The following is a 26,096-nucleotide window of genomic DNA, read 5'->3' as shown; positions in this document are numbered from 1 at the left end:
GCTGCGCCCGCGTCATATTTCAGACTGGAGTAAATAGAGCATGCCTAAGTACCGTTCTGCCACCACCACCCATGGCCGTAATATGGCGGGTGCACGTGCCCTGTGGCGCGCCACAGGAATGACCGACGCCGATTTCGGTAAGCCGATTATCGCTGTGGTTAACTCATTCACCCAATTCGTGCCGGGCCACGTGCACCTGCGCGACATGGGTAAGCTGGTGGCGGAGCAAATCGAAGCTGCCGGTGGTGTCGCTAAAGAGTTCAACACCATCGCGGTGGATGACGGTATCGCCATGGGTCATGGCGGCATGCTGTATTCACTGCCTTCGCGCGAGCTGATCGCCGACTCTGTGGAGTACATGGTTAACGCGCACTGCGCCGATGCCATGGTGTGTATTTCTAACTGCGACAAAATCACCCCGGGCATGTTGATGGCGTCACTGCGCCTCAACATCCCAGTGATCTTTGTTTCCGGCGGTCCTATGGAAGCCGGTAAAACCAAGCTGTCCGACAAAATCATCAAGCTGGACCTGGTCGATGCGATGATTCAGGGCGCCAACCCGAACGTCAGTGACGCCGATAGCGATAAAATCGAACGTTCTGCCTGTCCGACCTGCGGTTCGTGCTCCGGTATGTTCACCGCCAACTCCATGAACTGTCTGGCCGAAGCGCTAGGTCTGGCGCAGCCGGGCAACGGTTCACTGTTGGCGACTCACGCCGACCGTAAAGAGCTGTTCCTCAACGCCGGTAAACGCATCGTTAGCCTGACCAAAAAGTATTACGAGCAGGATGATGAGCGCGTACTGCCGCGCAACATCGCCACCAAAGCCGCGTTTGAGAACGCGATGACGCTGGATATCGCCATGGGCGGTTCCACCAACACCGTTCTGCACCTGCTGGCAGCGGCGCAGGAAGGCGAAATCGAATTCAATATGTCGGATATCGATCGCCTGTCGCGCAAAGTGCCACACCTGTGCAAAGTGGCGCCGAGTACGCCGAAATATCACATGGAAGACGTACACCGCGCCGGTGGCGTTGTCGCCATTCTGGGCGAGCTGGATCGTGCAGGGCTGATCGACACCACTGCGCGCAACGTTTTGCAGCAGAGCATGCGCGAAACCCTGGATCAGTACGACATCATGCTGACCAAAGACGAAGCGGTGAAGAAGATGTTCCGCGCCGGTCCAGCCGGTATCCGTACCACTCAGGCCTTCTCACAGGATTGCCGTTGGGACACGCTGGATGATGACCGTGTAGAGGGTTGTATCCGTACCCGCGAACACGCGTTCTCTCAGGATGGTGGCTTGGCTGTGCTGTACGGCAACATCTCCGAAGATGGTTGTATCGTAAAAACCGCCAGCGTGGATGCAGAGCTGTTGACCTTCAAAGGCCCGGCAAAAGTCTACGAAAGCCAGGATGATGCGGTAGAGGCGATCCTCGGCGGTAAAGTGGTGGCCGGTGACTGTGTGGTGATCCGCTACGAAGGACCAAAAGGCGGTCCGGGCATGCAGGAAATGCTGTATCCAACCACCTACCTGAAATCGATGGGACTGGGCAAAGCCTGTGCGCTGATCACCGATGGCCGCTTCTCTGGTGGTTCTTCTGGTCTCTCTGTGGGACACATCTCGCCTGAAGCAGCGAGCGGCGGCACCATTGCGCTGATCCAGGATGGCGACATGATCGAGCTGGATATCCCGAACCGTCGTATCCATCTGGATCTGCCAGACAACGAAATCCATGCTCGTCGTGAAAAAGAGCTGGCGCGTGGCGAAGCAGCTTACACCCCGCACAATCGCGAACGTGCTGTTTCCTTCGCGTTACGCGCCTATGCATCCCTCGCGACCAGCGCTGACAAAGGCGCAGTACGCGATAAGTCCAAGCTGGGAGGCTAACAACTGATGGCTGAGTCTCAACCGCTACCCGCGTCGCCGAACGGCGCGGAGTATTTGCGCGCGGTGCTGCGTGCCCCTGTGTACGAAATTGCCCAGGTCACGCCGCTGCAAAAAATGGAAAAAATTTCATCGCGTCTCGGCAACACCATTTTGGTGAAGCGCGAGGATCGCCAGCCAGTACACAGCTTTAAGCTGCGTGGGGCGTACGCGATGATTGCCGGACTGACTGAAGAGCAAAAAGCACGCGGCGTGATCACGGCTTCGGCCGGCAACCACGCGCAGGGTGTGGCGCTTTCAGCCAGCACGCTGGGCATCAAATCACTGATTGTGATGCCGTTGGCCACGGCAGACATCAAGGTTGATGCAGTGCGCGCATTTGGCGGTGAGGCTTATCTGTTTGGTGCCAATTTCGATGAGGCGAAAGCCAAAGCGATTGAGCTGGCTGAGCAGCAGGGGTACACCTTTGTCCATCCGTTCGACCATCCGGCGGTGATTGCCGGGCAGGGCACGCTGGCGATGGAACTGCTGCAACAAGATGCGCATATCGATCGGGTATTCGTGCCGGTCGGTGGCGGCGGTCTGGCAGCGGGTGTGGCCGTGCTGATCAAACAGCTGATGCCGCAGATCAAAGTGATCGCGGTGGAGTCGGAAGATTCAGCCTGCCTGAAAGCGGCACTGGATGCCGGTGAGCCGGTGGATTTGGCACGCGTCGGCTTGTTTGCTGAAGGTGTGGCGGTAAAGCGCATCGGCAGTGAAACGTTCCGTCTGTGCAAAGAGTATCTCGACGACATCATCACCGTAGATAGCGATGCCATCTGCGCAGCGGTGAAAGACCTGTTTGAAGACGTGCGTGCGGTGGCGGAACCTTCAGGTGCGCTGGCGCTGGCGGGTATGAAGAAGTATATCCAGCAGCACGACATCAAAGGCGAGCGCCTGGCGCACGTCTTGTCGGGCGCGAACGTCAACTTCCACGGTCTGCGCTATGTGTCGGAACGCTGTGAAATTGGCGAACAGCGCGAGGCGTTACTGGCGGTGACGATCCCAGAGCAGCAGGGCAGTTTCCTCAAATTCTGCCAGACGCTGGGTGGTCGCTCCATCACCGAGTTCAACTACCGTTATGCGGATGCGGATAACGCCTGCATCTTCGTCGGTGTGCGCTTAACACGCGGGCTGGAAGAGCGCAGCGAAATCATCAACCAATTGACTGAAAGTGGCTATAACGTCGTGGATCTGTCGGACGACGAAATGGCAAAACTGCATGTGCGCTACATGGTCGGTGGACGTCCGTCGAAACCGCTGCGTGAGCGCCTGTTCAGTTTTGAATTCCCGGAAGCACCGGGCGCACTGCTGAAGTTTTTGCAGACGCTCGGCGCGCACTGGAATATCTCACTGTTCCACTATCGCAGCCACGGTACCGATTTTGGCCGCGTGCTGGTGGCATTCGAAGCTAATGACCAGGAGCCGAATTTCGACACCCATCTCACTGCGTTGGGTTACGAGTGGCACGATGAGGCGAACAACCCGGCATTCCGCTTCTTCCTCGCCGGGCAGTAGTTACAGCAGGTTCCAGAACGCATTGATAAGCGGCTCCCCGAGCCGCTTTTTTTGTACGCACACGCCTAATTCAAGCGGCGCGACCGACTCGACATTCTCCAGCGTCAACACACGATTACGCACCGGTTCCGGGCTGTTCTCCAGCACCACATCCGGCAACAACGCAATACCACATCCCAGCGCCACCATCGAAACAATCGCCTCATGCCCAGAGACCGTGGCGTAAATTTGCGGATTGGGAATGCGATGGCGACGGAACCACAAATCAATACCGCGTCGCGCAGGCCCTTGTTCCGGCAGAATAAACGGAATCTGTGACCAGTCTGGATCGTCCTGAGTGGCCTGGCTGCGCACTGGACAAGGCAGCGCCGGGGCGATCAGCACCAGCGGAATGATGCCTAATGGCGTAAAATCTATGCTGGCAGGCAACGACTCGGGACGACCGGCGATCGCCAGATCCGCTTCGCCGGATTGCACCATTTCAATCGCGTCGGCGGCGTCACCGGTGGTGAGTTTGATCTCCACCTGCGGATGCTCAGCACGGAAGCGGTCGAGAATCGGCGGTAGATGACTATAGGCCGCGGTGACTGAGCAGAACAGGCGCAGCTCACCGCTGAGCGATGGTCCATTCAGATCCATCACGTGGCGCAGTTGCTGATACTGCAGCAAGGTTTGCTGAGCAAATTGTTTGAGGCGCTCTCCCGCTTCCGTGAGCGTGACCGTGCGGTTATCACGCAGAAACAAAGCGTGACCGACATCTTCTTCCAGGCGCTGAATCTGGCGGGATAGCGTGGATGGGCTAACATGCATGGCACGCGCGGTGCGGCCAAAATGGCAGCTTTCGGCCAGATGAAGAAAGAGTTTCAGGTCTCGTAAATCCATGCGCATTTCACCTCAACGTGTTGTTGCAAATTCTGCAATGTGACGTTGTTAATATATCAATTTAAGCAACGGATTTCCTGTCATATGATGGGGTCATTCGCGGCACTGAACGCAGTGTCGTTACTGAACAAAAGCAAACACAACATCTAACCGGAGTACCCATGGCTAACTACTTCAACACATTGAATCTGCGCAACCAGTTAGCGCAGTTGGGCAAATGTCGTTTCATGTCACGCGATGAGTTCGCAGATGGCGCAAGCTTCCTGAAAGGCAAAAAAGTCGTTATCGTTGGCTGTGGCGCACAGGGCCTTAACCAGGGTCTGAACATGCGTGACTCCGGTCTGGATATTGCTTATGCACTGCGTGCCGAAGCGATTGCTGAGAAGCGTGCTTCTTTCCGCAAAGCGACCGATAACGGTTTTAAAGTGGGTACTTACGAAGAGCTGATCCCGCAGGCGGATCTGGTCGTTAACCTGACGCCAGACAAGCAGCACTCTGCAGTCGTTAAAGCGGTTCAGCCACTGATGAAAGATGGCGCAGCACTGGGTTACTCACACGGTTTCAATATTGTTGAATCAGGCGAGACCATCCGTAAAGACATCACCGTAGTGATGGTGGCGCCGAAGTGCCCTGGTACTGAAGTGCGTGAAGAGTACAAGCGTGGTTTCGGTGTACCAACCCTGATCGCCGTTCACCCAGAAAACGATCCTAAAGGCGAAGGCCTGGCGATTGCTAAAGCCTGGGCTGCGGCAACCGGCGGTGACCGTGCGGGCGTGCTGGAGTCTTCCTTCGTTGCAGAAGTGAAATCTGACCTGATGGGCGAGCAGACTATCCTGTGCGGTATGCTGCAGGCCGGTTCTCTGCTGTGCTTCGACAAGCTGGTGGCTGAAGGTCACGATGCAGCTTACACCGAAAAACTGATTCAGTTCGGTTGGGAAACCATCACCGAATCACTGAAGTTTGGTGGCATCACCCTGATGATGGATCGCCTGTCTAACCCGGCGAAAATCCGTGCTTATGCGCTGTCTGAGCAGTTGAAAACCATCATGGCGCCACTGTTCCAGAAGCATATGGATGACATCATTTCTGGCGAATTCTCTTCAGGCATGATGGCTGACTGGGCCAACGACGACAAAAACCTGCTGACCTGGCGTGAAGAGACCGGTGCAACTGCATTCGAAAACGCACCACAGTTCGACGGTAAAATCGAAGAGCAGGAATACTACGATAAAGGCGTTGTGATGGTTGCGATGGTGAAAGCGGGCGTTGAGCTGGCGTTTGAAACCATGATCGACGCGGGCATCATCGAAGAGTCTGCTTACTACGAATCACTGCACGAGCTGCCGCTGATCGCGAACACCATCGCACGTAAGCGTCTGTATGAAATGAACGTGGTTATCTCTGATACCGCAGAATACGGTAACTACCTGTTCTCCTTCGCGGCCGTACCGCTGCTGAAAGAGTTCATGACCACCCTGCAGCCGGGCGATCTGGGCAAAGCGATTGAAGGCACTCAGGTTGATAACGCGCAACTGCGTGACGTTAACGAAGCCGTTCGTCAGCACCCAATCGAATCGGTTGGCCGTAAACTGCGTGGCTACATGACTGACATGAAACGTATCGCGGTTGCTGGCTAAGCCACATACGACACCGTTTTCAGCACACGAAGAACCCCGGCTTGCCGGGGTTTTTTTATATCTGGAATCCGTACTTTGGTGTTAACACCGTGCAAACCGCACCCAACCCCAGCCAATAAAAAACCCGGCCTGAGCCGGGTTTTATCACGCTAACAGCAACCATCACACCGCTTCATACAGCGTCTGATTACGCGTCTCTTTACAGGCAATCAGCGCGATCAGCGTCAGTACCGCCATGGATGCCAGATAGAAGCCCACGGCCTGCAAACCGTAGTTCGCATTCAGCCAGGTGGCGATATACGGTGCCACGGACGCGCCCAAAATCGACGACAGGTTGTATGAGAATGACGCGCCGGTATAACGCACTTCAGTCGGGAACAGTTCCGGCAGCAGAGCGCCCATTGGGCCAAACGTCAGCCCCATAATGCTCAGGCCCAGCAGCAGGAAGCCCATCACCAGAATCTGCGAACCTGAACCCAGCAGCACAGGGAACATCAGGGCAAAGGCGATAATCATCAGCGTAATAGTGATCATGGTACGACGGCGACCATAACGATCTGCCAGCAGACCGGCAATCGGCACCATCACGCCAAAACCAATCACCGCCACCATCAACATCCACAGGAAGCTATTACGTGAATAGCCCAAGCCCGCAGGTGCAGGTGCTGTGCCGTAGCTCATGGAGTAGACGGTCATGATGTAGAACAGCGTATAGGTAGCCAGCATGATGAAGGTGCCGAGAATGGTCGCGGTCAGATGCTTACTCAGCAGCGTGCCAATCGGCATTTTGACTTGCTTGTTCTCTTTCTGCACTTTGGCAAATACCGGGCTTTCATGCAGTGATACACGCACATACAGGCCAATCAACACCAGGACGGCAGAGAGGATAAAGGGTACACGCCAGCCCCAGCTCATAAACTGCTCATCGGTCAGCAGCCAGGAGAGCAGCAGGAAGGTGCCGTTAGCGAAGAAGAAGCCAATTGGTGCGCCCAGTTGTGGGAACGAACCATACAGCGCGCGTTTCTTCGCTGGGGCATTTTCGGTGGCCAACAGTGCAGCACCGCCCCATTCGCCGCCTAATCCCAGGCCCTGACCAAAACGCGCCAGCGCTAACAGCAGCGGCGCGGCAACACCAATGGTTTGGTAGCTCGGCAGCAAGCCGATCAAAACAGTGGAGACGCCCATAGTGAGGAGTGACGCAACCAGGGTCGCTTTACGGCCCACGCGATCGCCAAAGTGTCCGAACAGCGCAGAACCAATTGGGCGCGCGACGAAGGCGATAGCAAAGGTAGCCAGCGACTGTAGCGTGGCAACGGTAGGATCGCCCTGCGGGAAGAAAATATGCGGGAAGATGATGACGGCCGCAGTGGCATAAATATAGAAATCGAAGAATTCGATGGCGGTACCGACAAGCGATGCCACGACCACTTTGCCACGGGAATTGACGGGCGTGTCGTCGTGTTTATTGTCGAGTGTTTCTGTGATGGAGGCTTGCATAACTGTTTCTTAATTGTAAATGTAGACAGAGAATCTTACGCACCTGTTTTGCTGCATTCAATGGCGAAAAACCGCGTCAGAACAGGCATTTTCGGCGAAAAAGTGGATAATTTCTGAGTTGTGGCAATCGGCGGCGGATGGGAACGGGAAGTGTCACTTTTTTGGCGGGAATCTCTGCAAAAGGGCCAAATTAAAGTGACCCTTTAGCGTTTCCTGCTGGTTTTTGCTGAAATTGTAGCCAGTAGGAAACATTTTTAGCTGTTGCGGAAAATGTAACAAACTTGCTCGCTTATTTGCCCGGATGCGGCGGTGGCAATTCCTTATCATCCTTGTACTTTGCCGTGGCGATCCACGCTGCGCAGAACAGGGTCAGGCGTGCAAAGAAGTAGAAAAATGCCATTAACCCCAGCACGGAACCAAAGGCGGCACCAGACGGCGAGGTCGCCAGTTTCGGCAGCGTCAGCGTCATGACAAACTTAATCACCTCAAAGCCAATCGCCGCCAGCAGCGTGCCACGGAACAGCGCTTTTTTACGCGGCTTGTGGCGCGGCAGAATCCAGAAAATCCACAGGAATAGCAGATAGTTGGCGAAGATGGAGATCGACAGCGCAATGATGGTCATCGCCGGTCGCAACCACTCGATATCTTCCAGCCCTAAGGCATTGACGATGGCGTTTTGTGCGGCACCGGCAATCGAGGTCAGTGACAGCGTAATCACCAGCGCCAGCATCAAACCGAGCAGTGACAGTAAATCACGGGCATATTTCTTCCAGATTTTTTCTTGGTCATCAGGTGTGCGCTCCCATACATCGCGTGACTGGGCGCGCACCGCCTCGCGCAAATTACCCATCCAGTTTATGCCGGAGTAGAGCGCCAGCAGCAAACCGGTCAAGCCTACGGTGGCACGCTGCTGAATCGCGGTATTCACGGTATTTTTCAGGGTATTGGCCAGCGTGGGGTCACTGATACTGTTCACGATTTTGTTGATCAACTCTGAGAGTAAATCCTGATTCGACGCCAGTACAAAGCCGACCGCCGCAAAGGAGACCATCAAAATCGGTATCAGTGACAGGAAAGAGAAGTAGGTGATCGCCGCGCCAAACTGACTGCCGAGACGATCGTTAAAACGTTCCAGTGCGCGCATAAAATGCGCCACCGCCGGGATGGCCTGAAACCAGGCCGCAAAGCGTGAAACGTTCTGAATTGAACCATCCACGGTTTTGTTGCCGGTCTTAATATCAATCAGCGGCTTTTTATCAGCCGCAGGGTCTTTAGTGGGTTTGTCTGTCATAGACGATATGCATCCTGTTCACTGCGAAATTAAAATTATAGCCTGCTATGTCACATACTCCTGCAAGACCTGACTTAACCACTCCATAAATACCCGCACACGACGCGCGACATTGCGACGATGGGGATAAAGCAGCGAAATCGGCATGGGCTTCGCCGGGAAGTGATGCAGTACCTCCACCAACTGGCCTGACTCCAGCAGTGGCTGCACACCGATTGCCGGTACCTGAATAATGCCCAGCCCGGCAATACAGGCGGCGCGGTAAGTTTCCGTGCTGTTCACGGTCACCACGCCACCGGTTTGTACGTAGTGACACTGCTTGCCATCGAAATATTCAAAACCTAAGGATGGCTGCCCAAGTTGCTGGGTGTAATGCACCATCGCGTGTTGCGCCAGGTCTTCCAGACGCACCGGCATGCCGAAGCGGGAAAGGTAATCGGGGCTGGCACAGTTAATCAAGGCATGTGATCCGATTTTACGCGCGATCAGGCCAGAATCTTTCAGCTCACCCACCCGAATCACGCAGTCAAACCCTTCGCGAATCACATCCACCTGACGGTCGCTGCTGCTAAGCTCAATCTCAACGCCGGGATAATGTTGCAGGAACTCTGGCAGACGAGGCAGGACAAAACCGGTGGCCATGGCGACCGACATATCGACACGCAGTTTGCCGCTCAAGGTTGCGGGATCGTGCTGGAACAGGCTGTCCATGTCGTCGAGCATCGACAGCAAATCGAGACAGCGATCGTAATACACCAACCCATCTTGGGTGAGGTGTACGCGGCGCGTGGTGCGGTGGAGCAGACGCGTGCCCATTTGATTTTCCAGCGCCTGCAACTGGCGGGATACGCTGCCTTTAGGCAAACCCAGACTTTCTGCCGCACGGGTAAAACTGCCCATTTCTGCCACCCGCACAAAAACCTGCATTGCGTGAATTTTATCCATGTTGTTCACCGATTGTTGTTGTTAGTGAAACAGTGCTGCGTATTCCTATGCGTTTATAGATCAATTATTCGCGAATATCCTTAACCCGTGTTCAATTTTCCAACTGGAGCGAAACATGAGTCATAAAATTGCATTGATTACCGGCGGCAACCGCGGTTTAGGCAAGAATGGTGCGCTGAAACTGGCGGCTAAAGGCACCGATATTCTGTTTACCTATCGTGGTCACGCTGAAGAAGCGCAAGCCGTAGTACAAGAGATTGAAGCGCTGGGGGCGCGTGCGGTGGCGCTGCAGCTGGATGTGGGCGATAGCAGCACCTTTGATAGCTTCGTGGCACAGGTCAAAGAGACACTGCAGAAAACCTGGCAGCGTGATAGTTTTGATTATTTAGTGAACAATGCGGGTCACGGTCACTATAAGCTGTTTGCTGAGACCACTGAAGACGAATTCGATGCGTTGGTGAATGTGCACCTGAAAGGGCCGTTCTTCCTGACGCAGAAGTTACTGCCACTGATTGCGGATGGTGGCCGCATCCTGAATATCTCCAGCGGATTAACCCGTATGACGCTGCCGGGTTCAGGTACTTACGCCTCGATCAAAGGCGCCATGGAAGTGTTAACGCGCTATCAGGCGAAAGAGTTGGGAGAGCGCCGGATTCGCGTCAACATTCTGGCACCGGGTGCGATTGAAACGGATTTCGGCGGGGGGCGTGTTCGTGACACCAAAGATCTCAATAACCATATTGCCTCTGTCACCGCGCTGGGTCGTGTGGGCTTGCCGGATGATATCGGCGATGCCATCAGCGCGATCCTGAGCGATGAAACTGGCTGGGTTAACGCGCAGCGTATTGAAGCGTCAGGTGGTCAGGCGCTGTAATCTTGCGCGATTTTGGAGGTGCGCATAAATGCGCACCCCACGAAAAACGCATTCAACGCTGTACGGTCGCCATTTATGGCGACCGATAAGCGCTTAATTGACATGAATGGCTGCATTTTCATGCCTTGATGCGTCTTACAGATCAATGGTGCCATCAATCACCGTCACGGTCTGGCCACCAATCCAAATTTTATCGTCGCGGAAGCTCACCTCAATCCGTCCTTCACGCTGAATGGCGCTGCCCTGACGTGCGCGATAATCCTGCGTTTTACCCTGCGCGGCAAAGTAGCGCGCCAGGCAGGCGTTGGCGCTGCCAGTGACCGGATCTTCGGTCAAACTGCCGTTCTCAACCAGCAACGCGCGCACTTCAAACTGTTCACTGCAATCAGCAGGCAGTGGGCCAAAAATGGCGGTGCCATTGACGTCGGCGTGTTTGTGCAAACGCTGAAGATCCGCTGCGTTGGCCTGAACACCCAGCACTGACTGCGCGCTACGCATCGGAATCAGCAGCCAGCGAATTCCCATATCCACGATGGTGGGCGTCTGGCTGGCGTCAAAAGCTTCACTGTTCAGCGCGCTGCTCATCAGTGCATCATCAAAGGGTGTCAGCGTGACTTCCGGTGCGGAAAAAGCCAGAGCGCCATCTTCGCTGATGCGCACGTCAACCAAGCCGACACCGCACTCTTGCACGATTTTACCCGGCGTTTTTACCGTCCAACCCGCTTCCAGCAGCGCGTGCGCGGTACCGAGGGTGGGATGACCAGCAAAGGGCAACTCTCCTTCGGTGGTAAAAATGCGCACCCGGTAATCCGCTGCGGCATCTTGAGGCGGGAGCACAAAGGTGGTTTCCGACAAATTGGTCCAGCGCGCGATCGCGGCCAACTGCGCATCGCTTAATCCCTGTGCATCCATGATCACCGCCAGCGGATTGCCCTTAAACGCTGATGAGGTAAATACATCCACCTGCTTAAACGCGACTTTCATTGTCTCTCCTTGCTCGTTGAGGTTGTCTGAAATTGGGATTTACATCCTGCTGATTGCGAAAGCGCAGCAACAGGGCTATGAATAGATTAAGAATTCTGGAATCGGAGTCCGCTATGTTAAAAGTCTTGGGTCGTACTTCATCAATCAACGTGCGCAAAGTTCTGTGGCTGTGCTCCGAACTCGACCTCGAGTATGAGCACGAACCTTGGGGTGAAGACCCACTATCACTGCACTCGGCGGAATTTATGGCGCTTAATCCCAATGCCATGGTGCCGGTCATCATCGAAGATGACTTCGTGATGTGGGAATCCAACGCCATTTTGCGCTATCTCGCCAACAGCAATGGTGGAGACTGGCTCTACCCTGAAAACCCGCGTGCGCGTGCGCCGGTCGATCAGTGGATTGACTGGCAAGCCACGGAACTCAACACCTCATGGCGTTATGCGTTTATGTCGTTGGTGCGTAACTCGCCGGCGCATCAGGATCCGCGTCTACTGGCGGCCGCCATAAAAGGCTGGACGCACACCATGAATATTCTCGACCAGCATCTGCAAAAAACCGGGCGCTATGTCGCAGGCCGCAACTTCTCACTGGCCGATATTCCTGTCGGCCTTGCGGTGAACCGCTGGTTTGAAACGCCTCTCGAGCACCCTGATTTCCCGGCCGTGCAGCTCTATTACGAGCGCCTGACCGAGCGTGAGGGTTACACCACCTGGGGCCGCAACGGCAAACCTTGATCCTGCCCTGGCGCAAGGCCTGTGATTTCACAGGCCAGCGCGCCGGTACGTTTTATCGCCCACGTATAGCGCTCATCAAACGGATAGCAGCAAGAGAGACGCAGCGCGTGCTTGTAACGATCGCTCAACGTGTACAGCGCACCCGGCGTGACACAAATCTGCTCCTGCAATAACCGATGAAACATCTCCACGGTATCGACCTTACCTGGCAGCTCCACCCAGAACACAAAGCCACCGCGCGGCAGGGTAGCGCGCGTGCCCACGGGAAAATGCCGCGCCATAATGCCGCGTGCGGCATCAAGATTGGCGGCATAACGGCGTCGCAGTGAACGCAGATGGTGATCGTACCCGCCGCTGGCGAGAAATTCGGCCAGCGTTTCACTCAGGAGCTTTGACTCCGTCATCGATGACACCGCTTTCAAGCGCGCAATGGTGTCATGAAAGCGGCCTGCGGCCGTCCAGCCCACGCGGAAATCCGGTGCCACCGTTTTGGTGAAGCTGGTGCAGTAAATCACCCAGCCTTCGCTATCAAAGGCTTTCACCGGCGGCGACAGCGGCCAGTCAAACTGCAACTCGTCATACAAACCATCTTCGATAAGCGGTATGTGGTAAGTGTTCACTAACTTCGCCAGCCGCTTTTTATTCTCCAGCGGCATCACATAGCCGAGTGGGTTCTGCGCACCTGGCATGGCGATCAGCGCCTGAATACGTTTCTCTTGCAGCAGCATCTCTAGCGCATCCAGCGACAAGCCTTGCTCTGGATCGGTCGGTATCTCCAGCGCTTTCAAACCGAGCGAGGCCAACAGCGGGAACAGGAAGAAGTAGGTAGGGGACTCCAGACCCACGCAGTCACCGGGTTTTGTCACCGCCCGCAACGCCAGTTGCAGCGCTTCCATGCAGCCGTGGGTGAGGGTGACCTCTTGCGCCGTAAGATTGATGCCGGTATGCAGACTGCGTCGCGCAATCTCCTCCCGTAAGCGCTCACTACCCGGCGGAAGGGCATAACGTCCCAGCATGGCAGGATCGCGACGTAACAAGGAGGCGGTAATACGCGCTAAACGCACCGACGGGAACAGCTCACTGTCCTGCGGGCAGGCCAGGGAAATATTGGTGTAGTCCGGATTGTTCTGTGCCGCAAAGACCTGCTCGATCAGGTCCAGTTTCTGCGTGCTGGGATCGTTCATTTTCGCGGGTAAAGGTTTTATCGGACGAACAACCGCTGGCAGAACGCCGCGCACGTAGTAGCCCGATTGCGGTCTGGCTTCAATCAGGCCGCGATCTTCGAGAATTTGCCATGCATTCAGTACCGTATTCACGCTTACCTGATGTGACTGCGCCACACGGCGAATGGCGGGCAGGCGTTTACCCGGCTTCAACGTGCCTTGATGGATCGACTCGGCAAAGCTATCTGCCAACTGTTGATACAGGGTTTGACCCGATGAAAGGGGAAGGGACACAAAAGCCTCCACGCGCGATGGGTACAATTTAAATTATTCACAACTGTATCCATCACAATAGTCGTTTTGTGTCTCTGTTTCCATTGCGCTGCACACATTAGCATGGTGTTAACTCTGGACCATCAAGGAACGCACCATGCTCGACCCCTCTTTCTTTAGCTACGTCACCGTCATGTCGATCACGCCAGGTCCGAACAACTTGTTGCTGGCCACGTCGGGCGTAAATTTTGGCTTTAAGCGCACTCTGCCCATGCTGTTCGGCATTCTGCTGGGATGTGCAGTACAGATGCTACTGGCGAGCATGGCGTTGGACCTGCTGCTGCACTGGATGGCATCGATCCGGTTGCCGTTAACGGTAGTGGGGTGCAGTTATTTACTGTGGTTATCCTGGAAAATCTTCCGCGCCGCTGCCCCAGAAGCGCGTGAACGCCCTCGCCCTATGACGCTGGTGGGCGGGATCTGTTTTCAGGCGGTGAATCCGAAGGCCTGGTTAATGGTGACTAACGTGGCATTGATGTATGCCAACAGCAATGGCGTGATAACGGTTCTGCTGGGGTTCGCCGCGCTGAACTTGCCCTGCATCCTGATCTGGGCCGCGTTGGGCGATCGTCTGCGCACGCATTTGCAGGTGGCGTGGAAACGTCAGGCATTTAATAGCCTGATGGCGCTGTCGCTGGTCGCGACAACCGGATGGATGTTGTATGACGCGGTGTTACTGAGTTAAATTGAGGTACGCATAATTGCGTCTTTAACTGAACGTAAAACCCTATTTCGTAGTGTGCGCGTTCATGCGCACCTCACATAAAAAAGGCCGCTTGCGCGGCCTTATCGATATTCTCTGGCAATCAAGATTGCCGGGTTACTTCCCCACCACGTGAGCGGTTTCGCGCGCTTCGTCGTTCGCGGCGTCTGGGGTGACCGCAGGCGCGTAATCGAGTTGCAGTACGCGGCTGGTTTCCGCCAGAATCTTCTCGGTCAGCGCCACATCACCATTCATCTTGCGGCCCCAGGTTGGGATCACCGCACGGATTTTGGTCTGCCACTCAGGCGAACGCATCTGCTCTGGGAAGGCTTTCGCCATCAGCTCCAGCATGATTGGCGCAGCGGTTGAAGCGCCCGGTGATGCACCCAGCAACGCAGAAATCGAGCCATCTTGCGAAGTCACCACTTCGGTGCCAAGGCGCAACACGCCGCCCTCTTTCTCGTCATTCTTGATGATCTGCACACGCTGGCCAGCCGTTACCAGACGCCAGTCTTCCTGCTTCGCTTGAGGTACGTAAGCACGCAGGGCTTCCATACGATCATCTTCGCTCTGCAATACCTGATCGACCAGGTATTTCACCAGATCGAAACTTTTCAGCCCAACCTGTACCATCGGCAGCAGGTTACTGGTGTTCATGGCACCGAACATATCCAGCAGCGAGCCTTGCTTCAGGAACTTAGTCGAGAAGGTGGCGAACGGGCCAAACAGCAGCACCTGTTTGCCATCCAGCACGCGGGTATCGACGTGCGGCACGGACATCGGGGGGGCGCCCACACTGGCTTTACCGTATACCTTCGCCATGTGCTGCTGCACCACGTCTGGATTTTCGGTCACCAGGAAAGAGCCGCCCACCGGGAAGCCGGCATAACCTTTGACTTCTGGAATGCCGGATTTCTGCAGCAGTGGCAGCGCTGCGCCGCCCGCACCGATAAACAGCTGGCGGGTGGTCAGTACGCGATTTTCACCGCTGGTGAGATTATGCAGGCTGACCTGCCAGCGACCATCACTCAGGCGCTTGATGTCACGCACTTCCTGGCGCAGACGCAGGCGGAAGTTAGGTTTCTTCTCTAGCGAAGCAATCAGCTGGCGCGTGACTTCACCGAAGTTCACGTCAGTACCCATGTCGGTCCAGGTGGCGGCCACTTTCTGCTTGCTGTCGCGCCCGTTCATCACCAGCGGGATCCACTGGGTGATCTGTTCGCGGTCTTCAGAATAATGCATGCCACGGAACAGGGTGCTTTTTTGCAGTGCCTGGAAACGTTTGCGCAGGAATTCAACGTTATCGTCGCCCCAGACAAAGCTCATATGCGGCGTGCTGTGAATAAAGCTTTTTGGATTACGCAGGTTGCCCTTCTGAACGTGGTACGCCCAGAACTGACGGGAAATCTGGAAGGATTCGTTGATCGCCACCGCTTTGGCAATGTCGATGCTGCCATCCGCCTTCTGCGGCGTATAGTTCAGCTCGGCCAGCGCAGCGTGACCGGTACCGGCATTATTCCAGCCGTTGGAGGACTCCACCGCGACATCATCGAGGCGTTCCACCATTTCAATCGACCAGTCTGGCTCCAGATCCTGCAGCCATGTGCCTAAAGTCGCACTCATTACGCCTGCACCAATCAGCAGAACGTCAACGTCTTTTCGTTCCTGAAGTTTTGCGCTATCCATGCCAGCGGCGGCTAGCGCCAGGTTTACCGCAGTGTTGCTCATGAGGCGACATCTCCTCTCTCTGTTGACCTGAAGCTCAACAGGTTCGCAGGCGAAACAGCCACGCTTCTTTCGAGCGCGTCGCGCTGTTTCTCAAAGGTTAAGACTCAGGTTTAAGTCATGGGGACGATAACGGTTAACTGCACGTTATGCATATGCATTTGAATATAACATTCTCGTATCGGAATTAAACGTTTGTTTATTTTTTAAAGGCGGAAATGATTCAGCATAAGAATTAATCAGCTCAACCCCGCTGGTATAAGGGATTTTTATCCCTTAATCAGAGAGTTATGGTAACGCAGTTGTTGCGATATTGTGAGAGGAAAAGGCATGGGGATGATTGCTTAGTGAGCTGGCTCACAACTTAACATTATGATTAAATTGATTTAATGTGAAATTGATTTTTTATGCGTTTTTTCTGTTGCGCAATGTTTCGCCAGGTTCTGTAAAAATAATGTTACATTCCTGTGGATCTTAAATTATCTGCCGCGTTCTGCTTTGGTCAGAAGAAAAATGCATCACGCAGCGGATAACATCATGCCTTGGACCAGAGGCGCCAGGCGAAACGGATGACGAAAAATTCAATCGCGCCGAGAATCAGGAACCACAGGCAGAAGACGATGGTGTAGAGCTGATTTACATCCTGCAAATGCAAATTCTCCTGCAGTTGTTTGGCCAGCGTGACGCCAAACTGAGGTGCTGGCAACAGCAGGGCAGAGAGAAAGCCCAGCAGCAAAATACCACCAGGGATGATTAACGTTTCAAACGGGTTTTTCATCGCAGTTTTCCTATCAATAAGCGCGGGCATTAGCGCACAAAAGGGCGTTAGGGTGCAATCCCCGTGCCGCACCAGCCTCAGAATTTTCTTCAATTCCATTCACTTAGCGACATAAATAGCGCAAGTTAAGAGTTATAGCCTTTGCTATACTTAAATCCATGATTTTACTGTCTTTTTTTTGGTGTTTTTGCGTGCTAGACTGCGCGCACTTTTTTATTACTGAACAATAGATGCGGAAAATTGCCTGTTTGAACGCTTTTTCCGCGGCATTGATTGAAAACCCATGACATTTATCGCAACTCTGATTCTGGCCTTTGGTATGTCAATGGACGCTTTCGCTGCAGCACTGGGCAAAGGCGCATCCTTGCATCGCCCGAATTTCAAAGAAGCGCTACGCACGGGCTTAATTTTTGGTGTCATTGAAATGCTGACACCGCTGATTGGCTGGGCCATTGGTCTGGCTGCCAGCCGCTACATTATGGCTTGGGATCACTGGGTGGCATTTGGCCTGTTAACCGTACTCGGCGGCCGAATGATGATGGAAGGTTTTCGTCAGACGGCGGATGAGCCGTGTGAGGCGCCACAGCGTCATGGCTTTATGGTGCTGGCACTGACAGCGGTAGCAACCAGTCTCGATGCGTTGGCGGTGGGCGTAGGCCTCGCCTTCCTGCAGGTGAATATTATTCTGACGGCCGTCACCATTGGTGCCGCCACCACTATTATGGCGACCACCGGCGTGATGGTGGGACGTTTCATCGGCCCGGTGATGGGCAAGTGGGCAGAAGTGTTGGGCGGCGTGGTGTTAATTAGTATCGGTTGTACCATTCTCATTCAGCATCTGAATCTGTTCAGCTAACTATACCCGTTATACTTCGAACCGCAGCTGCGTTGGCTGCGCGTGCTCACTCCAGTCACTTACTGATGTAAGCTCCTGGAGATTCACCCACTTGCCGCCTTACTACAATTCGAATTATTTAGGGTATAAAATCCCCGTCATACTTCGAACCGCAGCTGCGTTGGCTGCGCGTGCTCACTCCAGTCACTTACTGATGTAAGCTCCTGGAGATTCACCCACTTGCCGCGTGATTCGGCCTTCGGCCTCACCCTTCGGGCCAGCGCAAGCGCTGTTCAAAAGCGCCGTAAGGCACTTTTGTGCTGCAATTCGAATTATTTTGGGTATTGAATCCCCATTTTTGTGATCTGGTTCAAAAATATTTGCGTGAAAAATACGCGTTAGTTATACTTTTCGCATATTTCTTCAACAATTTTTGAGCCTGGTAATCATGAAACGCTTTTTCCGCTACGTGTTCCGCGCCTATGTCGAGACTTTTAAACACGTCCCGCCAGGCGCACTTAACTAAATACCCGTCATACTTCGAACCGCAGCTGCGTTGGCTGCGCGTGCTCACCCCAGTCACTTACTGATGTAAGCTCCTGGGGATTCACCCGCTTGCCGCGTGATTCGGCCTTCGGCCTCACCCTGCGGGCCAGCGCAAGCGCTGTTCAAAAGCGCCTTAAGGCACTTTTGTGCTGCGATTCGAATTATTTAGGGTATTGCACTAGTGAATAGCCCTATGATTTTCTTATCTCTCCACGTTTTATACTCAACAAATCCTGTTCTAAACCCTCATTTAGCACTGGCACCATCAGTTTTTGATCTGGCTATAGCCTGACGTTATACCCCGCTACCAAACAAGCATTCGTCACCTTTTTCTCCGCATGGAATAGTCGATTCAGGCCCTCTAACCCGTCTGAAACGAGAAACATCATGCTGATCCCTCAACCCTATTTACTGTTCCTTGGCGATGTCACCGATCCACTGGCTGCTAAAACTGCGCGCGGCATTCATGTCTGGCGACCGGAGCAGTGCGTGGGCGAAATTAAACTGCCGGGCTGTACTGTCAGTCTGGGCCTGGACGTGCTCGATATTGCAACGGCAAAAGAGCGCGGGGCAAAAACCCTGGTACTCGGCACCGCGAATGCCGGTGGCTATCTGCCTGAGCACTGGCTTGAAACCGTCAAAGGTGCCATTAAAGCCGGAATGAACGTGGCCAGTGGGCTGCATCATCGTCTGGTGGATGAGCCGGAGCTGGTGGCGTTAGCGCAAGAGTTTGGTGTGGAACTGTTCGACCTGCGCCATATGCGTCCAAAACTGAATGTCGGCAGCGGTAAAAAGCGTACAGGTAAGCGAGTGCTTACTGTTGGCACCGACTGCTCGGTGGGCAAAATGTACACCTCACTGGCACTGGAAGCCGCGATGCGTGAGCGCGGCATGAAAGCTGATTTCCGTGCCACCGGCCAAACCGGCATTCTGGTGGCGGGTGAAGGGATTGCGATTGATGCGGTGATTGCCGACTTCATCGCCGGTGCGGTTGAAGCGCTGTCACCGGCTAATGACGCCGACCACTGGGATATCGTGGAAGGTCAGGGTTCCCTGTTCCATCCTTCTTATGCGGGCGTCAGCATGGGCTTGATCCATGGTGCGCAGCCGCACTGGCTGGTGATGTGTCATGAAATGGGCCGTCCACATATGCGTCATTTGCCGCATCAGCCGATGGTCAGCCTGAAAGATTGTGTTGAAGCCAACCTGCGCGCCGCTCATGTCACCAGCGACAATGTGCAACTGGCCGGTTTTGCCATCAACACCTCCAACTACAGCGAAGCGGAAGCGCGCGCCTTCTGTGCGGAAGTCAGTGCCGAATTCGGCGTGCCTGCTACCGATCCGGTGCGTTTTGGTATCGCGGATATCGCTGCGCTGCTGCAGGAGCGTGGCTAAGATGCGGCGCATGCAGATTGAAGTGCTTGAGCTGCCGCTGGCGCGTCCTTTTGCGATCTCACGTGGCACGCGCACGGCTGTAACCGTCATCCGCGTCACGCTGGAGCAAAACGGTTTTATTGGTCGCGGCGAATGCACACCGACGCCGCGCTACGATGAAACGCCAGACAGCGTGCAAGCCGAACTGGAAGCGCTGCGCGAGGATGTCGAAGCTGGCTTAAGCCGTCTCGATCTGCAACGTCGTATCTCTGCGGGTTCAGCGCGAAATGCGCTGGACTGCGCGCTGTGGCGTCTGGATGCGGCACTCGCCAAACAGACGCTGTGGCAACAGTGCGAGCGGGTTGCACCGCCTTCGGTGATCACCGCTGAAACCTTAAGCCTCGATTCGGTGGAAAACATGGCCGCGGCGGCGGCGGATGCGGTTTCACGCGGTGCCATCCTGCTGAAAATCAAGCTTAATCGCGATGAGATTCTGGAGAAGGTCGCGGCGATTCGCGCCGTTGCACCGCGTGCCACGCTGATCATTGATGCCAACGAAGCCTGGTCAGGTGTGGATCTGCACAGCCTGCTCACTGCTTTGCAAGCCTACAACATCGCCATGGTCGAACAGCCACTGCCTGCCGGACAGGATCAGGATCTGCAACGTTTTCCCCATCCTATCCCGGTGTGTGCCGACGAAAGCTGTCACACCCGTGAAGATATCGCGCAGCTGCGCAATCGCTACGAGATGATCAATATCAAGCTGGATAAATGTGGCGGTCTGACCGAAGCCTTGGCGATGGTCGAAGAAGCACAGAAGCTGGATATGCGTTTGATGGTGGGCTGTATGTTGGGCTCTTCACTGGCGATGGAAGCCGCGCTGCCGGTGGCGATTGCCGCCGAGCATGTCGATCTGGATGGCCCGATTTGGCTGGCCGCCGATAGCTCACCTTTCCTTACCTACGCTCAAGGCCGGATCCGGCTGTAACCGCACGAGGCAACGATGACGGACACTTTACTTACTCCCAACGCCGCCAGCGTTGCCGGTTCCGCGCCGGTCCTCGCGATTCAGGATCTTAGCGTCTCGTTTCGCGGCCGCAGCGGCGAAAACCAGGCTCTCAAAGGCATCAGTTTTGCGATTCATCCGGGCGAAATTGTCGCCGTGGTGGGTGAAAGCGGCTCAGGCAAATCGGTCACGTCACTGGCGGTGATGGGCTTGCTGGCGGCATCAGGGCGCATCGATCGCGGCAGCATGCAGTTCCGCGATCGCCAAGGCAAAGCGCACGCCCTGGAGAAGCTGGATGAAACCCAGCGCCGTGCGTTACGCGGCCGTGAGATGGCGATGATTTTTCAGGAGCCGATGATCTCGCTCAACCCGGTATTGCGGGTGGGCGATCAGCTCACAGAAGCGCTGCGCGATCATCAGCTGTGTGATAAGCCCACGGCGGATGCGCGTGCGCGTGAACTGCTGCGCCAGGTGCGTATTGCTGATGTCGATCGCATCATGAAAAGTTACCCGCATTCGCTGTCGGGTGGCATGCGTCAACGCGTGATGATCGCGCAGGCATTGGCCTGTGATCCCCAATTGTTGATAGCCGATGAACCGACCACCGCACTGGACGTAACGGTTCAGGCGCGCATTCTTCACATCCTGCGCGATCTGCAACGTGAAAAGCAGATGGCGGTACTGTTTATTACTCATGACATGGGCGTGGTGGCGGAAATCGCCGACCGTGTGGTGGTGATGCTACGCGGTGAAGTGGTAGAGGAAGGTACGGTCGATGAGATTTTCAACGCCGCTCAACATCCTTACACCCAAGCCCTGCTCGCGGCGGTGCCCAAGCTCGGCGATATGCGTGAGCACAGCTGGCCGCAGCGTTTCCCGTTGCTGGGTGCGCAACCCAGCCATAACGCGGAACAGCGCACCGCCCGTTATGACGAAACCCCACTGCTGGATGTGCGTGGCCTGAAAGTCTATTACCCGATCCGCAGCGGAATCTTCTCCGCGCTGACGCATCAGGTGCACGCGGTCGAACAGATCGACTTCAGCTTATGGCCGGGGGAAACCTTAGCGATTGTCGGCGAAAGTGGCTGTGGCAAATCCACCACGGGCCGCGCGCTGATGCGTCTGATCAACAGCCATGCCGACAGCATCCATTTTCAGGGCAGTGAAATCGCCGATCTCAAAGAGGCGCAGTTCCAGCCGCTGCGTCGTGAAATCCAGATGGTGTTTCAGGACCCGTATGCCTCACTCAATCCACGACTCACCGTTGGGTTCACCATTGCGGAACCGCTGTTGCTGCACGGTTTGGTGAAGTCGCTGGAGGAAGCCACGCCGCAGGTGAATGCCTTGCTGAAAAGCGTCGGTCTGTTACCGGAACATGCCCAGCGTTACCCGCATGAGTTCTCTGGTGGCCAGCGTCAGCGCATCGCCATCGCGCGTGCCATGGCGTTGAAACCCAAAGTCATCATTGCCGATGAAGCGGTTTCCGCACTGGATGTGTCGGTGCAGGCGCAGGTGGTGAATCTGATGATGGACCTGCAACAGCAAACCGGCGTGGCTTGGATTTTCATCTCGCATGATATGGCGGTGGTGGAACGCATCGCCAATCGCGTGGCGGTGATGTACCTCGGCCAGATTGTTGAACTGGGGCCACGTCAGTCGGTATTTAACCAACCGCAACATCCTTATACCCAACGTCTGCTGGCCTCGGTGCCGGTGGCCGATCCACAGAACCGTCAATCCCGCATTTTCGAAGACAGCGAGATCCCCTCGCCGCTGCGCAAAGTGGGCGAAACGGTCACAAAACCCCGTTATCGCCAGGTTGCGCCGCAACACTGGGTCGCTGACGACATTGCATCGCGCTAACGCTCAATACCAGGAGATTTCATGAAATCGAATTTTCGCCGTGCTTCACTGGCTGTTGGATTGACCCTCGCGCTGGCTGCTGCCGCGCAGGCGCAGGATCTGCGCATCTCAATGTATGCAGATATCACCGGGCTGGACCCGCATGATACCTCGGACAACGTCAGCTACTCCGTACAGAGCGGTATCTTTGAACGTCTGTTCCAGTTTGATGCGAAGATGAAGCTGCAACCCTGGCTGGCGACCAATTACACCAGCAATGATACCGCCACCGAATTTACCCTGACGCTGCGTAAAGGCGTCACCTTCCAGGACGGTACGCCTTTTGATGCCGAAGCAGTAAAAGCCAACCTTGATCGCCTGGCCGATCAAACCAAAGGGCTGAAGCGTAATAGCCTCTATAAGATGATTGCCAAGGTCACGGTGCTGGCACCGGATCAGGTGAAAATCGATCTCAACCAATCCTTTGGTGCGTTTATCAACACTCTGGCGCACCCGTCGGCGGTGATGTGGAGCCCGGCGATCCTCAAGCAGTATCCAGAAGAAGCCCAGTTGCGCTTACATCCGGTCGGCACTGGCCCGTTCAAGTTCGTCGAGTGGCAGCCAGGCAAAGCGGTTTCGCTGGTGAAGTATGATGGCTACTGGCAGAAAGGCTGGCCGAAGGTGGATAAAGTGACCTTCTCACCGAGCCCAGAAGACGCAACGCGCGTAGCGGCGCTGAAATCAGGACAGGTCGATGCGATCTGGCCACTGCCATCGGATCTGATCGCCACCGTGCAGAGCGACAGCAAATTGGCGATCCAGCGCGATCCGAGCATTTACCTCTATTACATGGCGATCAACACCCAGCATAAACCGCTGGCCGACGTGCGAGTGCGCCAGGCGATTAACTACGCCATCGACCGCGATCTGTGGCTGAAAGTGGCGTTCGCCGGTATGGGTAAAGCGGCTACCTCTGCGATGCCAGAGGGGGTGCAGTTCTACCAGAAGCAGACTGAGCCAAACTACCGCTATTCCGTCGATCAAGCCAAAGCACTGCTAAAAGAGGCGGGATACCCGAACGGGCTGGATCTTAAACTCTGGACCACCAATGCCACCGCCAGCGTGCGTGCAGCACAGGTATTGAAAGCGCAGCTGGCGACTGTCGGCATTCGCGCCACCGTGACGCCAATGGATTCCGGCACGCGCAACGCCAAGCTGTGGGGCGTGAAAGATCCGAAGCAGGCAGAATTTGACCTTTACTACGGTGGCTGGTCAACCTCGACCGGCGATGCAGACTGGGCACTGCGTCCGCTGTATGCCACCGAATCCTGGGTGCCAACCTCGTATAACGTTTCCTACTTCAGCAACCCGGATGTGGATAAAGCCATTGCCGGTGGTTTAGCCACGGCCGATCCGGCCAAGCGCAGCACAGCCTATGCCGAAGCGCAGAAACTGCTGTGGAAAGATGCACCTGTCGCCTTCCTCGGCACGCCAGATAACCTGGTGGGTAAACGCAGCAACCTGAGCGGCGTTTCGATGCTGCCGGATGGCAATTTCCTCTATACCCAAGCGGCATTTAAGTAAGGCGATGCGGGTATTGGTCGCCATAAATGGCGACCCTACTTTGTAGGGTGCGCATTTATGCGCACCTGAATACCGACCGCACTCACCATAAAGGAAGCGCATGTTCGCATACATCATTCGTCGCCTGCTGGAGATGATCCCCGTCCTGCTGGTGGTCTCGCTGCTGGTGTTCGGCTTTATCAAGTTGCTGCCGGGCGATCCGGCGCGCATTTACGCCGGACCTGATGCGCCAATCGAAGCGGTCGAAGCCGCACGCCAGCATCTCGGTCTCAACGATCCGTTGCCGCAGCAGTACGTTAACTGGATCGGTGGATTACTGCGTGGCGATCTTGGTGTGACCTATCGCACCCAACAGCCGGTGCTGGACGTCATCAAACAGGGCTTTATGCCTACGCTGTGGCTGGCGCTGGCAGGGTTTGCCTGGTCAGTGATCCTCGGCTTGTTCCTCGGCGTTTTCGCGGCGCTTAAACGCGGAAAGTGGCAGGACTGGACGCTAATGAGCGTCGCTGTGGGCGGTATCTCAATGCCGACCTTCTGGCTGGGGTTATTGCTGATCCAGTTCGTCGCCATGCCGTTTGGTCTGTTTTCGGTCAGTGGTTTCAATAAAGCCAGTGACATCATTCTGCCCGCCATCACCCTCGGCTCCTCCGTGGCCGCCGTGATGGCGCGCTTCACCCGTTCCGCCTTCCTTGAAGTGGCGCAGGAAGATTATGTGCGTACCGCCAAGGCCAAAGGGTTACGCAATCGGCTGGTAACGTGGAAACACGTGATGCGTAACGCACTGATCCCGGTGATCACCATGTTGGGTCTGCAGTTCGGTTTTCTGCTCGGTGGATCGATCGTGGTGGAGAGTGTCTTCAACTGGCCGGGATTGGGTTGGCTATTGATCGAGTCGATCAAAGCCCAGGATCAACCGGTGATTCAGGCGCTGGTGATGCTGTTCGTGTTTGAATTTATTGTGATTAACCTGCTGGTGGATCTGCTTTACGCCGTGGTCAACCCAGCCATTCGCCTGCGCCAGGAGTCGTGATGAGTACACAATCTCTGTCTGCCGCATTACCTCAGAGCATTCGCTCGCCGTGGCGCGATTTTCTGCACGCCTTCGTGCGCAACCCGCTGGCGCTGGTGTCAGGCGGTTTTGTCTTGTTGCTGGTGCTGGTGGCGATTTTTGCCCCCTGGCTGGCACCCTGGGACCCGATGGCACCGGACTGGATGGCGCTGTCATCACCGCCTTCTGCGGCACACTGGATGGGCACCGATGAACTGGGACGCGACCTGCTAAGCCGCATCATTTATGGTGCGCGCATTTCGCTGTATGTCGGCGTGCTGTCGGTGACGTTGGGCATGGTAGTCGGTGTGTTCTTCGGCTTGCTGGCGGGCTATTACGGCCGCTGGGTGGATATGCTCATCATGCGCGGTGCTGATGTGCTGTTCGCTTTCCCGGGCATGCTGCTGGCAATTGCGGTGGTGGCGATTCTCGGTCCGGGGCTGAATAATGTGATCATTGCCGTGGCGGTGTTTAGCGTCCCGGTGTTTGCCCGCATTGTGCGCGCCTCCACCTTGTCGCTAAAACAAGCGGCTTATGTCGAAGCGGTGCGGTGCGCGGGCGCGCCAGATCGGGTGATTCTGCTGCGCCACATTCTGCCCGGCACGCTCTCGAACGTAATTGTCTATTTCACCATGCGTATCGGCACCAGTATTCTGACGGCGGCGGGCTTGAGTTTTATCGGCCTCGGTCCAGAACCCGATGTGCCTGAGTGGGGAAATAACCTGGCGATGAGCCGCAGCATGATGATGGCGGGCTTATGGCACGTCAGCGTCTTCCCCGGCCTGGCGATCTTTATTACCGTGCTGGCATTCAACCTGCTGGGTGATGCGCTGCGCGATACGCTCGATCCCAAACTGAAGAGCTAAA

Annotated in this window: 22 protein-coding genes; 14 read left to right on the top strand and 8 right to left on the bottom strand. The window is 55.4% G+C overall.

The features are described 5' to 3' along the window. The first annotated feature begins 40 nt into the window (after positions 1–40). The gene (ilvD, locus tag QMZ30_RS15620) at positions 41–1,891 is read left to right on the top strand and encodes a dihydroxy-acid dehydratase (RefSeq protein ID WP_282996279.1); all 1,851 of its coding nucleotides are present in this window, start codon (positions 41–43) and stop codon (positions 1,889–1,891) included. 6 nt (positions 1,892–1,897) lie between these two features. Continuing rightward, positions 1,898–3,445: a threonine ammonia-lyase, biosynthetic gene (gene ilvA, locus QMZ30_RS15615; protein WP_039333386.1), complete on the top strand. Its 1,548-nt coding sequence runs from the start codon at positions 1,898–1,900 to the stop codon at positions 3,443–3,445. On the opposite strand, the gene ilvY is transcribed toward ilvA, so the two are convergent. Continuing rightward, positions 3,446–4,327 (bottom strand): HTH-type transcriptional activator IlvY, encoded by an 882-nt coding sequence (ilvY, locus tag QMZ30_RS15610; protein WP_039333397.1) that lies wholly within the window; start codon positions 4,325–4,327, stop codon positions 3,446–3,448. It lies immediately after the preceding gene. A 161-nt stretch (positions 4,328–4,488) separates the two neighbouring features. Here ilvY and ilvC point away from each other — a divergent pair, with 161 nt between their 5' ends. After that, positions 4,489–5,964, top strand: a complete 1,476-nt coding sequence (gene ilvC / locus QMZ30_RS15605) for a ketol-acid reductoisomerase (RefSeq protein ID WP_039333385.1) — start codon at positions 4,489–4,491, stop codon at positions 5,962–5,964. 162 nt (positions 5,965–6,126) lie between these two features. On the opposite strand, the gene QMZ30_RS15600 is transcribed toward ilvC, so the two are convergent. The 3 genes from QMZ30_RS15600 to QMZ30_RS15590 all read right to left on the bottom strand — a co-directional run bounded on the left by QMZ30_RS15600 (position 6,127) and on the right by QMZ30_RS15590 (position 9,697). Further along, on the bottom strand, positions 6,127–7,461 hold the full coding sequence (locus QMZ30_RS15600) for an MFS transporter (protein WP_039333384.1): 1,335 nt from the start codon (positions 7,459–7,461) through the stop codon (positions 6,127–6,129). 289 nt (positions 7,462–7,750) lie between these two features. Next, complete coding sequence (gene yhjD, locus QMZ30_RS15595) at positions 7,751–8,752, bottom strand: inner membrane protein YhjD (RefSeq protein ID WP_039333383.1); 1,002 nt, start codon at positions 8,750–8,752, stop codon at positions 7,751–7,753. 45 nt (positions 8,753–8,797) lie between these two features. Further along, positions 8,798–9,697 (bottom strand): LysR family transcriptional regulator, encoded by a 900-nt coding sequence (locus tag QMZ30_RS15590; RefSeq protein ID WP_039333382.1) that lies wholly within the window; start codon positions 9,695–9,697, stop codon positions 8,798–8,800. Positions 9,698–9,812: 115 nt separating this feature from the next. Here QMZ30_RS15590 and QMZ30_RS15585 point away from each other — a divergent pair, with 115 nt between their 5' ends. Next, positions 9,813–10,571 (top strand): SDR family NAD(P)-dependent oxidoreductase, encoded by a 759-nt coding sequence (locus QMZ30_RS15585; RefSeq protein WP_283228067.1) that lies wholly within the window; start codon positions 9,813–9,815, stop codon positions 10,569–10,571. Between the two features lie 135 nt (positions 10,572–10,706). On the opposite strand, the gene QMZ30_RS15580 is transcribed toward QMZ30_RS15585, so the two are convergent. Next, the gene (locus QMZ30_RS15580) at positions 10,707–11,555 is read right to left on the bottom strand and encodes a PhzF family phenazine biosynthesis protein (RefSeq protein ID WP_283228066.1); all 849 of its coding nucleotides are present in this window, start codon (positions 11,553–11,555) and stop codon (positions 10,707–10,709) included. A 113-nt stretch (positions 11,556–11,668) separates the two neighbouring features. Here QMZ30_RS15580 and QMZ30_RS15575 point away from each other — a divergent pair, with 113 nt between their 5' ends. Next, positions 11,669–12,292: a glutathione S-transferase family protein gene (locus QMZ30_RS15575; RefSeq protein WP_039333378.1), complete on the top strand. Its 624-nt coding sequence runs from the start codon at positions 11,669–11,671 to the stop codon at positions 12,290–12,292. Here the strand turns inward: QMZ30_RS15575 and QMZ30_RS15570 are convergent. Then, positions 12,259–13,749 carry an aminotransferase-like domain-containing protein gene (locus tag QMZ30_RS15570; RefSeq protein ID WP_283228065.1) on the bottom strand — a complete coding sequence of 497 codons (1,491 nt, stop codon included), beginning with the start codon at positions 13,747–13,749 and terminating at the stop codon, positions 12,259–12,261. The genes QMZ30_RS15575 and QMZ30_RS15570 overlap by 34 nt on opposite strands. A 136-nt stretch (positions 13,750–13,885) precedes the next feature. Here QMZ30_RS15570 and QMZ30_RS15565 point away from each other — a divergent pair, with 136 nt between their 5' ends. Then, positions 13,886–14,473, top strand: coding sequence for a LysE family translocator (locus tag QMZ30_RS15565; RefSeq protein ID WP_039333373.1), 588 nt, complete (start codon positions 13,886–13,888; stop codon positions 14,471–14,473). A 135-nt stretch (positions 14,474–14,608) separates the two neighbouring features. Here QMZ30_RS15565 and mqo read toward each other — a convergent pair whose 3' ends face one another. Further along, positions 14,609–16,219 carry a malate dehydrogenase (quinone) gene (mqo, locus tag QMZ30_RS15560; RefSeq protein WP_283228064.1) on the bottom strand — a complete coding sequence of 537 codons (1,611 nt, stop codon included), beginning with the start codon at positions 16,217–16,219 and terminating at the stop codon, positions 14,609–14,611. A gap of 532 nt (positions 16,220–16,751) precedes the next feature. Next, positions 16,752–16,994: a DUF1158 domain-containing protein gene (locus QMZ30_RS15555; protein ID WP_283228063.1), complete on the bottom strand. Its 243-nt coding sequence runs from the start codon at positions 16,992–16,994 to the stop codon at positions 16,752–16,754. A 283-nt stretch (positions 16,995–17,277) separates the two neighbouring features. Between QMZ30_RS15555 and mntP the strand changes: the two genes are divergently transcribed. From mntP to QMZ30_RS15520, 8 genes are all read left to right on the top strand, one after another. Continuing rightward, positions 17,278–17,850, top strand: a complete 573-nt coding sequence (gene mntP / locus QMZ30_RS15550) for a manganese efflux pump MntP (RefSeq protein WP_283228062.1) — start codon at positions 17,278–17,280, stop codon at positions 17,848–17,850. Between the two features lie 427 nt (positions 17,851–18,277). Next, on the top strand, positions 18,278–18,355 hold the full coding sequence (locus QMZ30_RS25910; RefSeq protein ID WP_495524944.1) for a hypothetical protein: 78 nt from the start codon (positions 18,278–18,280) through the stop codon (positions 18,353–18,355). Between the two features lie 407 nt (positions 18,356–18,762). Further along, positions 18,763–19,770, top strand: a complete 1,008-nt coding sequence (dgcN, locus tag QMZ30_RS15545) for an N-acetyltransferase DgcN (protein WP_039333365.1) — start codon at positions 18,763–18,765, stop codon at positions 19,768–19,770. Between the two features lies 1 nt (position 19,771). Continuing rightward, complete coding sequence (gene dgcA, locus QMZ30_RS15540) at positions 19,772–20,737, top strand: N-acetyl-D-Glu racemase DgcA (protein ID WP_039333363.1); 966 nt, start codon at positions 19,772–19,774, stop codon at positions 20,735–20,737. Between the two features lie 15 nt (positions 20,738–20,752). Further along, positions 20,753–22,618 carry an ABC transporter ATP-binding protein gene (locus QMZ30_RS15535; protein WP_283228061.1) on the top strand — a complete coding sequence of 622 codons (1,866 nt, stop codon included), beginning with the start codon at positions 20,753–20,755 and terminating at the stop codon, positions 22,616–22,618. A 21-nt stretch (positions 22,619–22,639) separates the two neighbouring features. After that, positions 22,640–24,181, top strand: a complete 1,542-nt coding sequence (locus QMZ30_RS15530) for a glutathione ABC transporter substrate-binding protein (RefSeq protein WP_283228060.1) — start codon at positions 22,640–22,642, stop codon at positions 24,179–24,181. A 100-nt stretch (positions 24,182–24,281) separates the two neighbouring features. Continuing rightward, positions 24,282–25,211 (top strand): ABC transporter permease, encoded by a 930-nt coding sequence (locus tag QMZ30_RS15525; RefSeq protein WP_039333357.1) that lies wholly within the window; start codon positions 24,282–24,284, stop codon positions 25,209–25,211. After that, positions 25,211–26,095 (top strand): ABC transporter permease subunit, encoded by an 885-nt coding sequence (locus tag QMZ30_RS15520; RefSeq protein WP_283228059.1) that lies wholly within the window; start codon positions 25,211–25,213, stop codon positions 26,093–26,095. Before QMZ30_RS15525 ends, QMZ30_RS15520 begins: the two co-directional genes overlap by 1 nt. Position 26,096: the final 1 nt, after the last annotated feature.

The organism is Pantoea sp. EA-12, assembly GCF_030053355.1.
GTDB lineage: Bacteria > Pseudomonadota > Gammaproteobacteria > Enterobacterales > Enterobacteriaceae > Pantoea > Pantoea vagans_C.
The sequence above is the reverse complement of the archived record's forward strand: the minus strand, read 5'-3'. Positions and strand labels throughout refer to the sequence as shown.

What these genes read in the sequence shown, in the direction of transcription:
- ilvD (WP_282996279.1), top strand. Translation starts at nt 41, where the DNA reads ATGCCTAAGTACCGTTCTGCCACCACCACCCATGGCCGTAATATGGCG.
- ilvA (WP_039333386.1), top strand. Translation starts at nt 1,898, where the DNA reads ATGGCTGAGTCTCAACCGCTACCCGCGTCGCCGAACGGCGCGGAGTAT.
- ilvY (WP_039333397.1), bottom strand. Translation starts at nt 4,327, where the DNA reads ATGGATTTACGAGACCTGAAACTCTTTCTTCATCTGGCCGAAAGCTGC.
- ilvC (WP_039333385.1), top strand. Translation starts at nt 4,489, where the DNA reads ATGGCTAACTACTTCAACACATTGAATCTGCGCAACCAGTTAGCGCAG.
- QMZ30_RS15600 (WP_039333384.1), bottom strand. Translation starts at nt 7,461, where the DNA reads ATGCAAGCCTCCATCACAGAAACACTCGACAATAAACACGACGACACG.
- yhjD (WP_039333383.1), bottom strand. Translation starts at nt 8,752, where the DNA reads ATGACAGACAAACCCACTAAAGACCCTGCGGCTGATAAAAAGCCGCTG.
- QMZ30_RS15590 (WP_039333382.1), bottom strand. Translation starts at nt 9,697, where the DNA reads ATGGATAAAATTCACGCAATGCAGGTTTTTGTGCGGGTGGCAGAAATG.
- QMZ30_RS15585 (WP_283228067.1), top strand. Translation starts at nt 9,813, where the DNA reads ATGAGTCATAAAATTGCATTGATTACCGGCGGCAACCGCGGTTTAGGC.
- QMZ30_RS15580 (WP_283228066.1), bottom strand. Translation starts at nt 11,555, where the DNA reads ATGAAAGTCGCGTTTAAGCAGGTGGATGTATTTACCTCATCAGCGTTT.
- QMZ30_RS15575 (WP_039333378.1), top strand. Translation starts at nt 11,669, where the DNA reads ATGTTAAAAGTCTTGGGTCGTACTTCATCAATCAACGTGCGCAAAGTT.
- QMZ30_RS15565 (WP_039333373.1), top strand. Translation starts at nt 13,886, where the DNA reads ATGCTCGACCCCTCTTTCTTTAGCTACGTCACCGTCATGTCGATCACG.
- mqo (WP_283228064.1), bottom strand. Translation starts at nt 16,219, where the DNA reads ATGAGCAACACTGCGGTAAACCTGGCGCTAGCCGCCGCTGGCATGGAT.
- QMZ30_RS15555 (WP_283228063.1), bottom strand. Translation starts at nt 16,994, where the DNA reads ATGAAAAACCCGTTTGAAACGTTAATCATCCCTGGTGGTATTTTGCTG.
- mntP (WP_283228062.1), top strand. Translation starts at nt 17,278, where the DNA reads ATGACATTTATCGCAACTCTGATTCTGGCCTTTGGTATGTCAATGGAC.
- QMZ30_RS25910 (WP_495524944.1), top strand. Translation starts at nt 18,278, where the DNA reads ATGAAACGCTTTTTCCGCTACGTGTTCCGCGCCTATGTCGAGACTTTT.
- dgcN (WP_039333365.1), top strand. Translation starts at nt 18,763, where the DNA reads ATGCTGATCCCTCAACCCTATTTACTGTTCCTTGGCGATGTCACCGAT.
- dgcA (WP_039333363.1), top strand. Translation starts at nt 19,772, where the DNA reads ATGCGGCGCATGCAGATTGAAGTGCTTGAGCTGCCGCTGGCGCGTCCT.
- QMZ30_RS15535 (WP_283228061.1), top strand. Translation starts at nt 20,753, where the DNA reads ATGACGGACACTTTACTTACTCCCAACGCCGCCAGCGTTGCCGGTTCC.
- QMZ30_RS15530 (WP_283228060.1), top strand. Translation starts at nt 22,640, where the DNA reads ATGAAATCGAATTTTCGCCGTGCTTCACTGGCTGTTGGATTGACCCTC.
- QMZ30_RS15525 (WP_039333357.1), top strand. Translation starts at nt 24,282, where the DNA reads ATGTTCGCATACATCATTCGTCGCCTGCTGGAGATGATCCCCGTCCTG.
- QMZ30_RS15520 (WP_283228059.1), top strand. Translation starts at nt 25,211, where the DNA reads ATGAGTACACAATCTCTGTCTGCCGCATTACCTCAGAGCATTCGCTCG.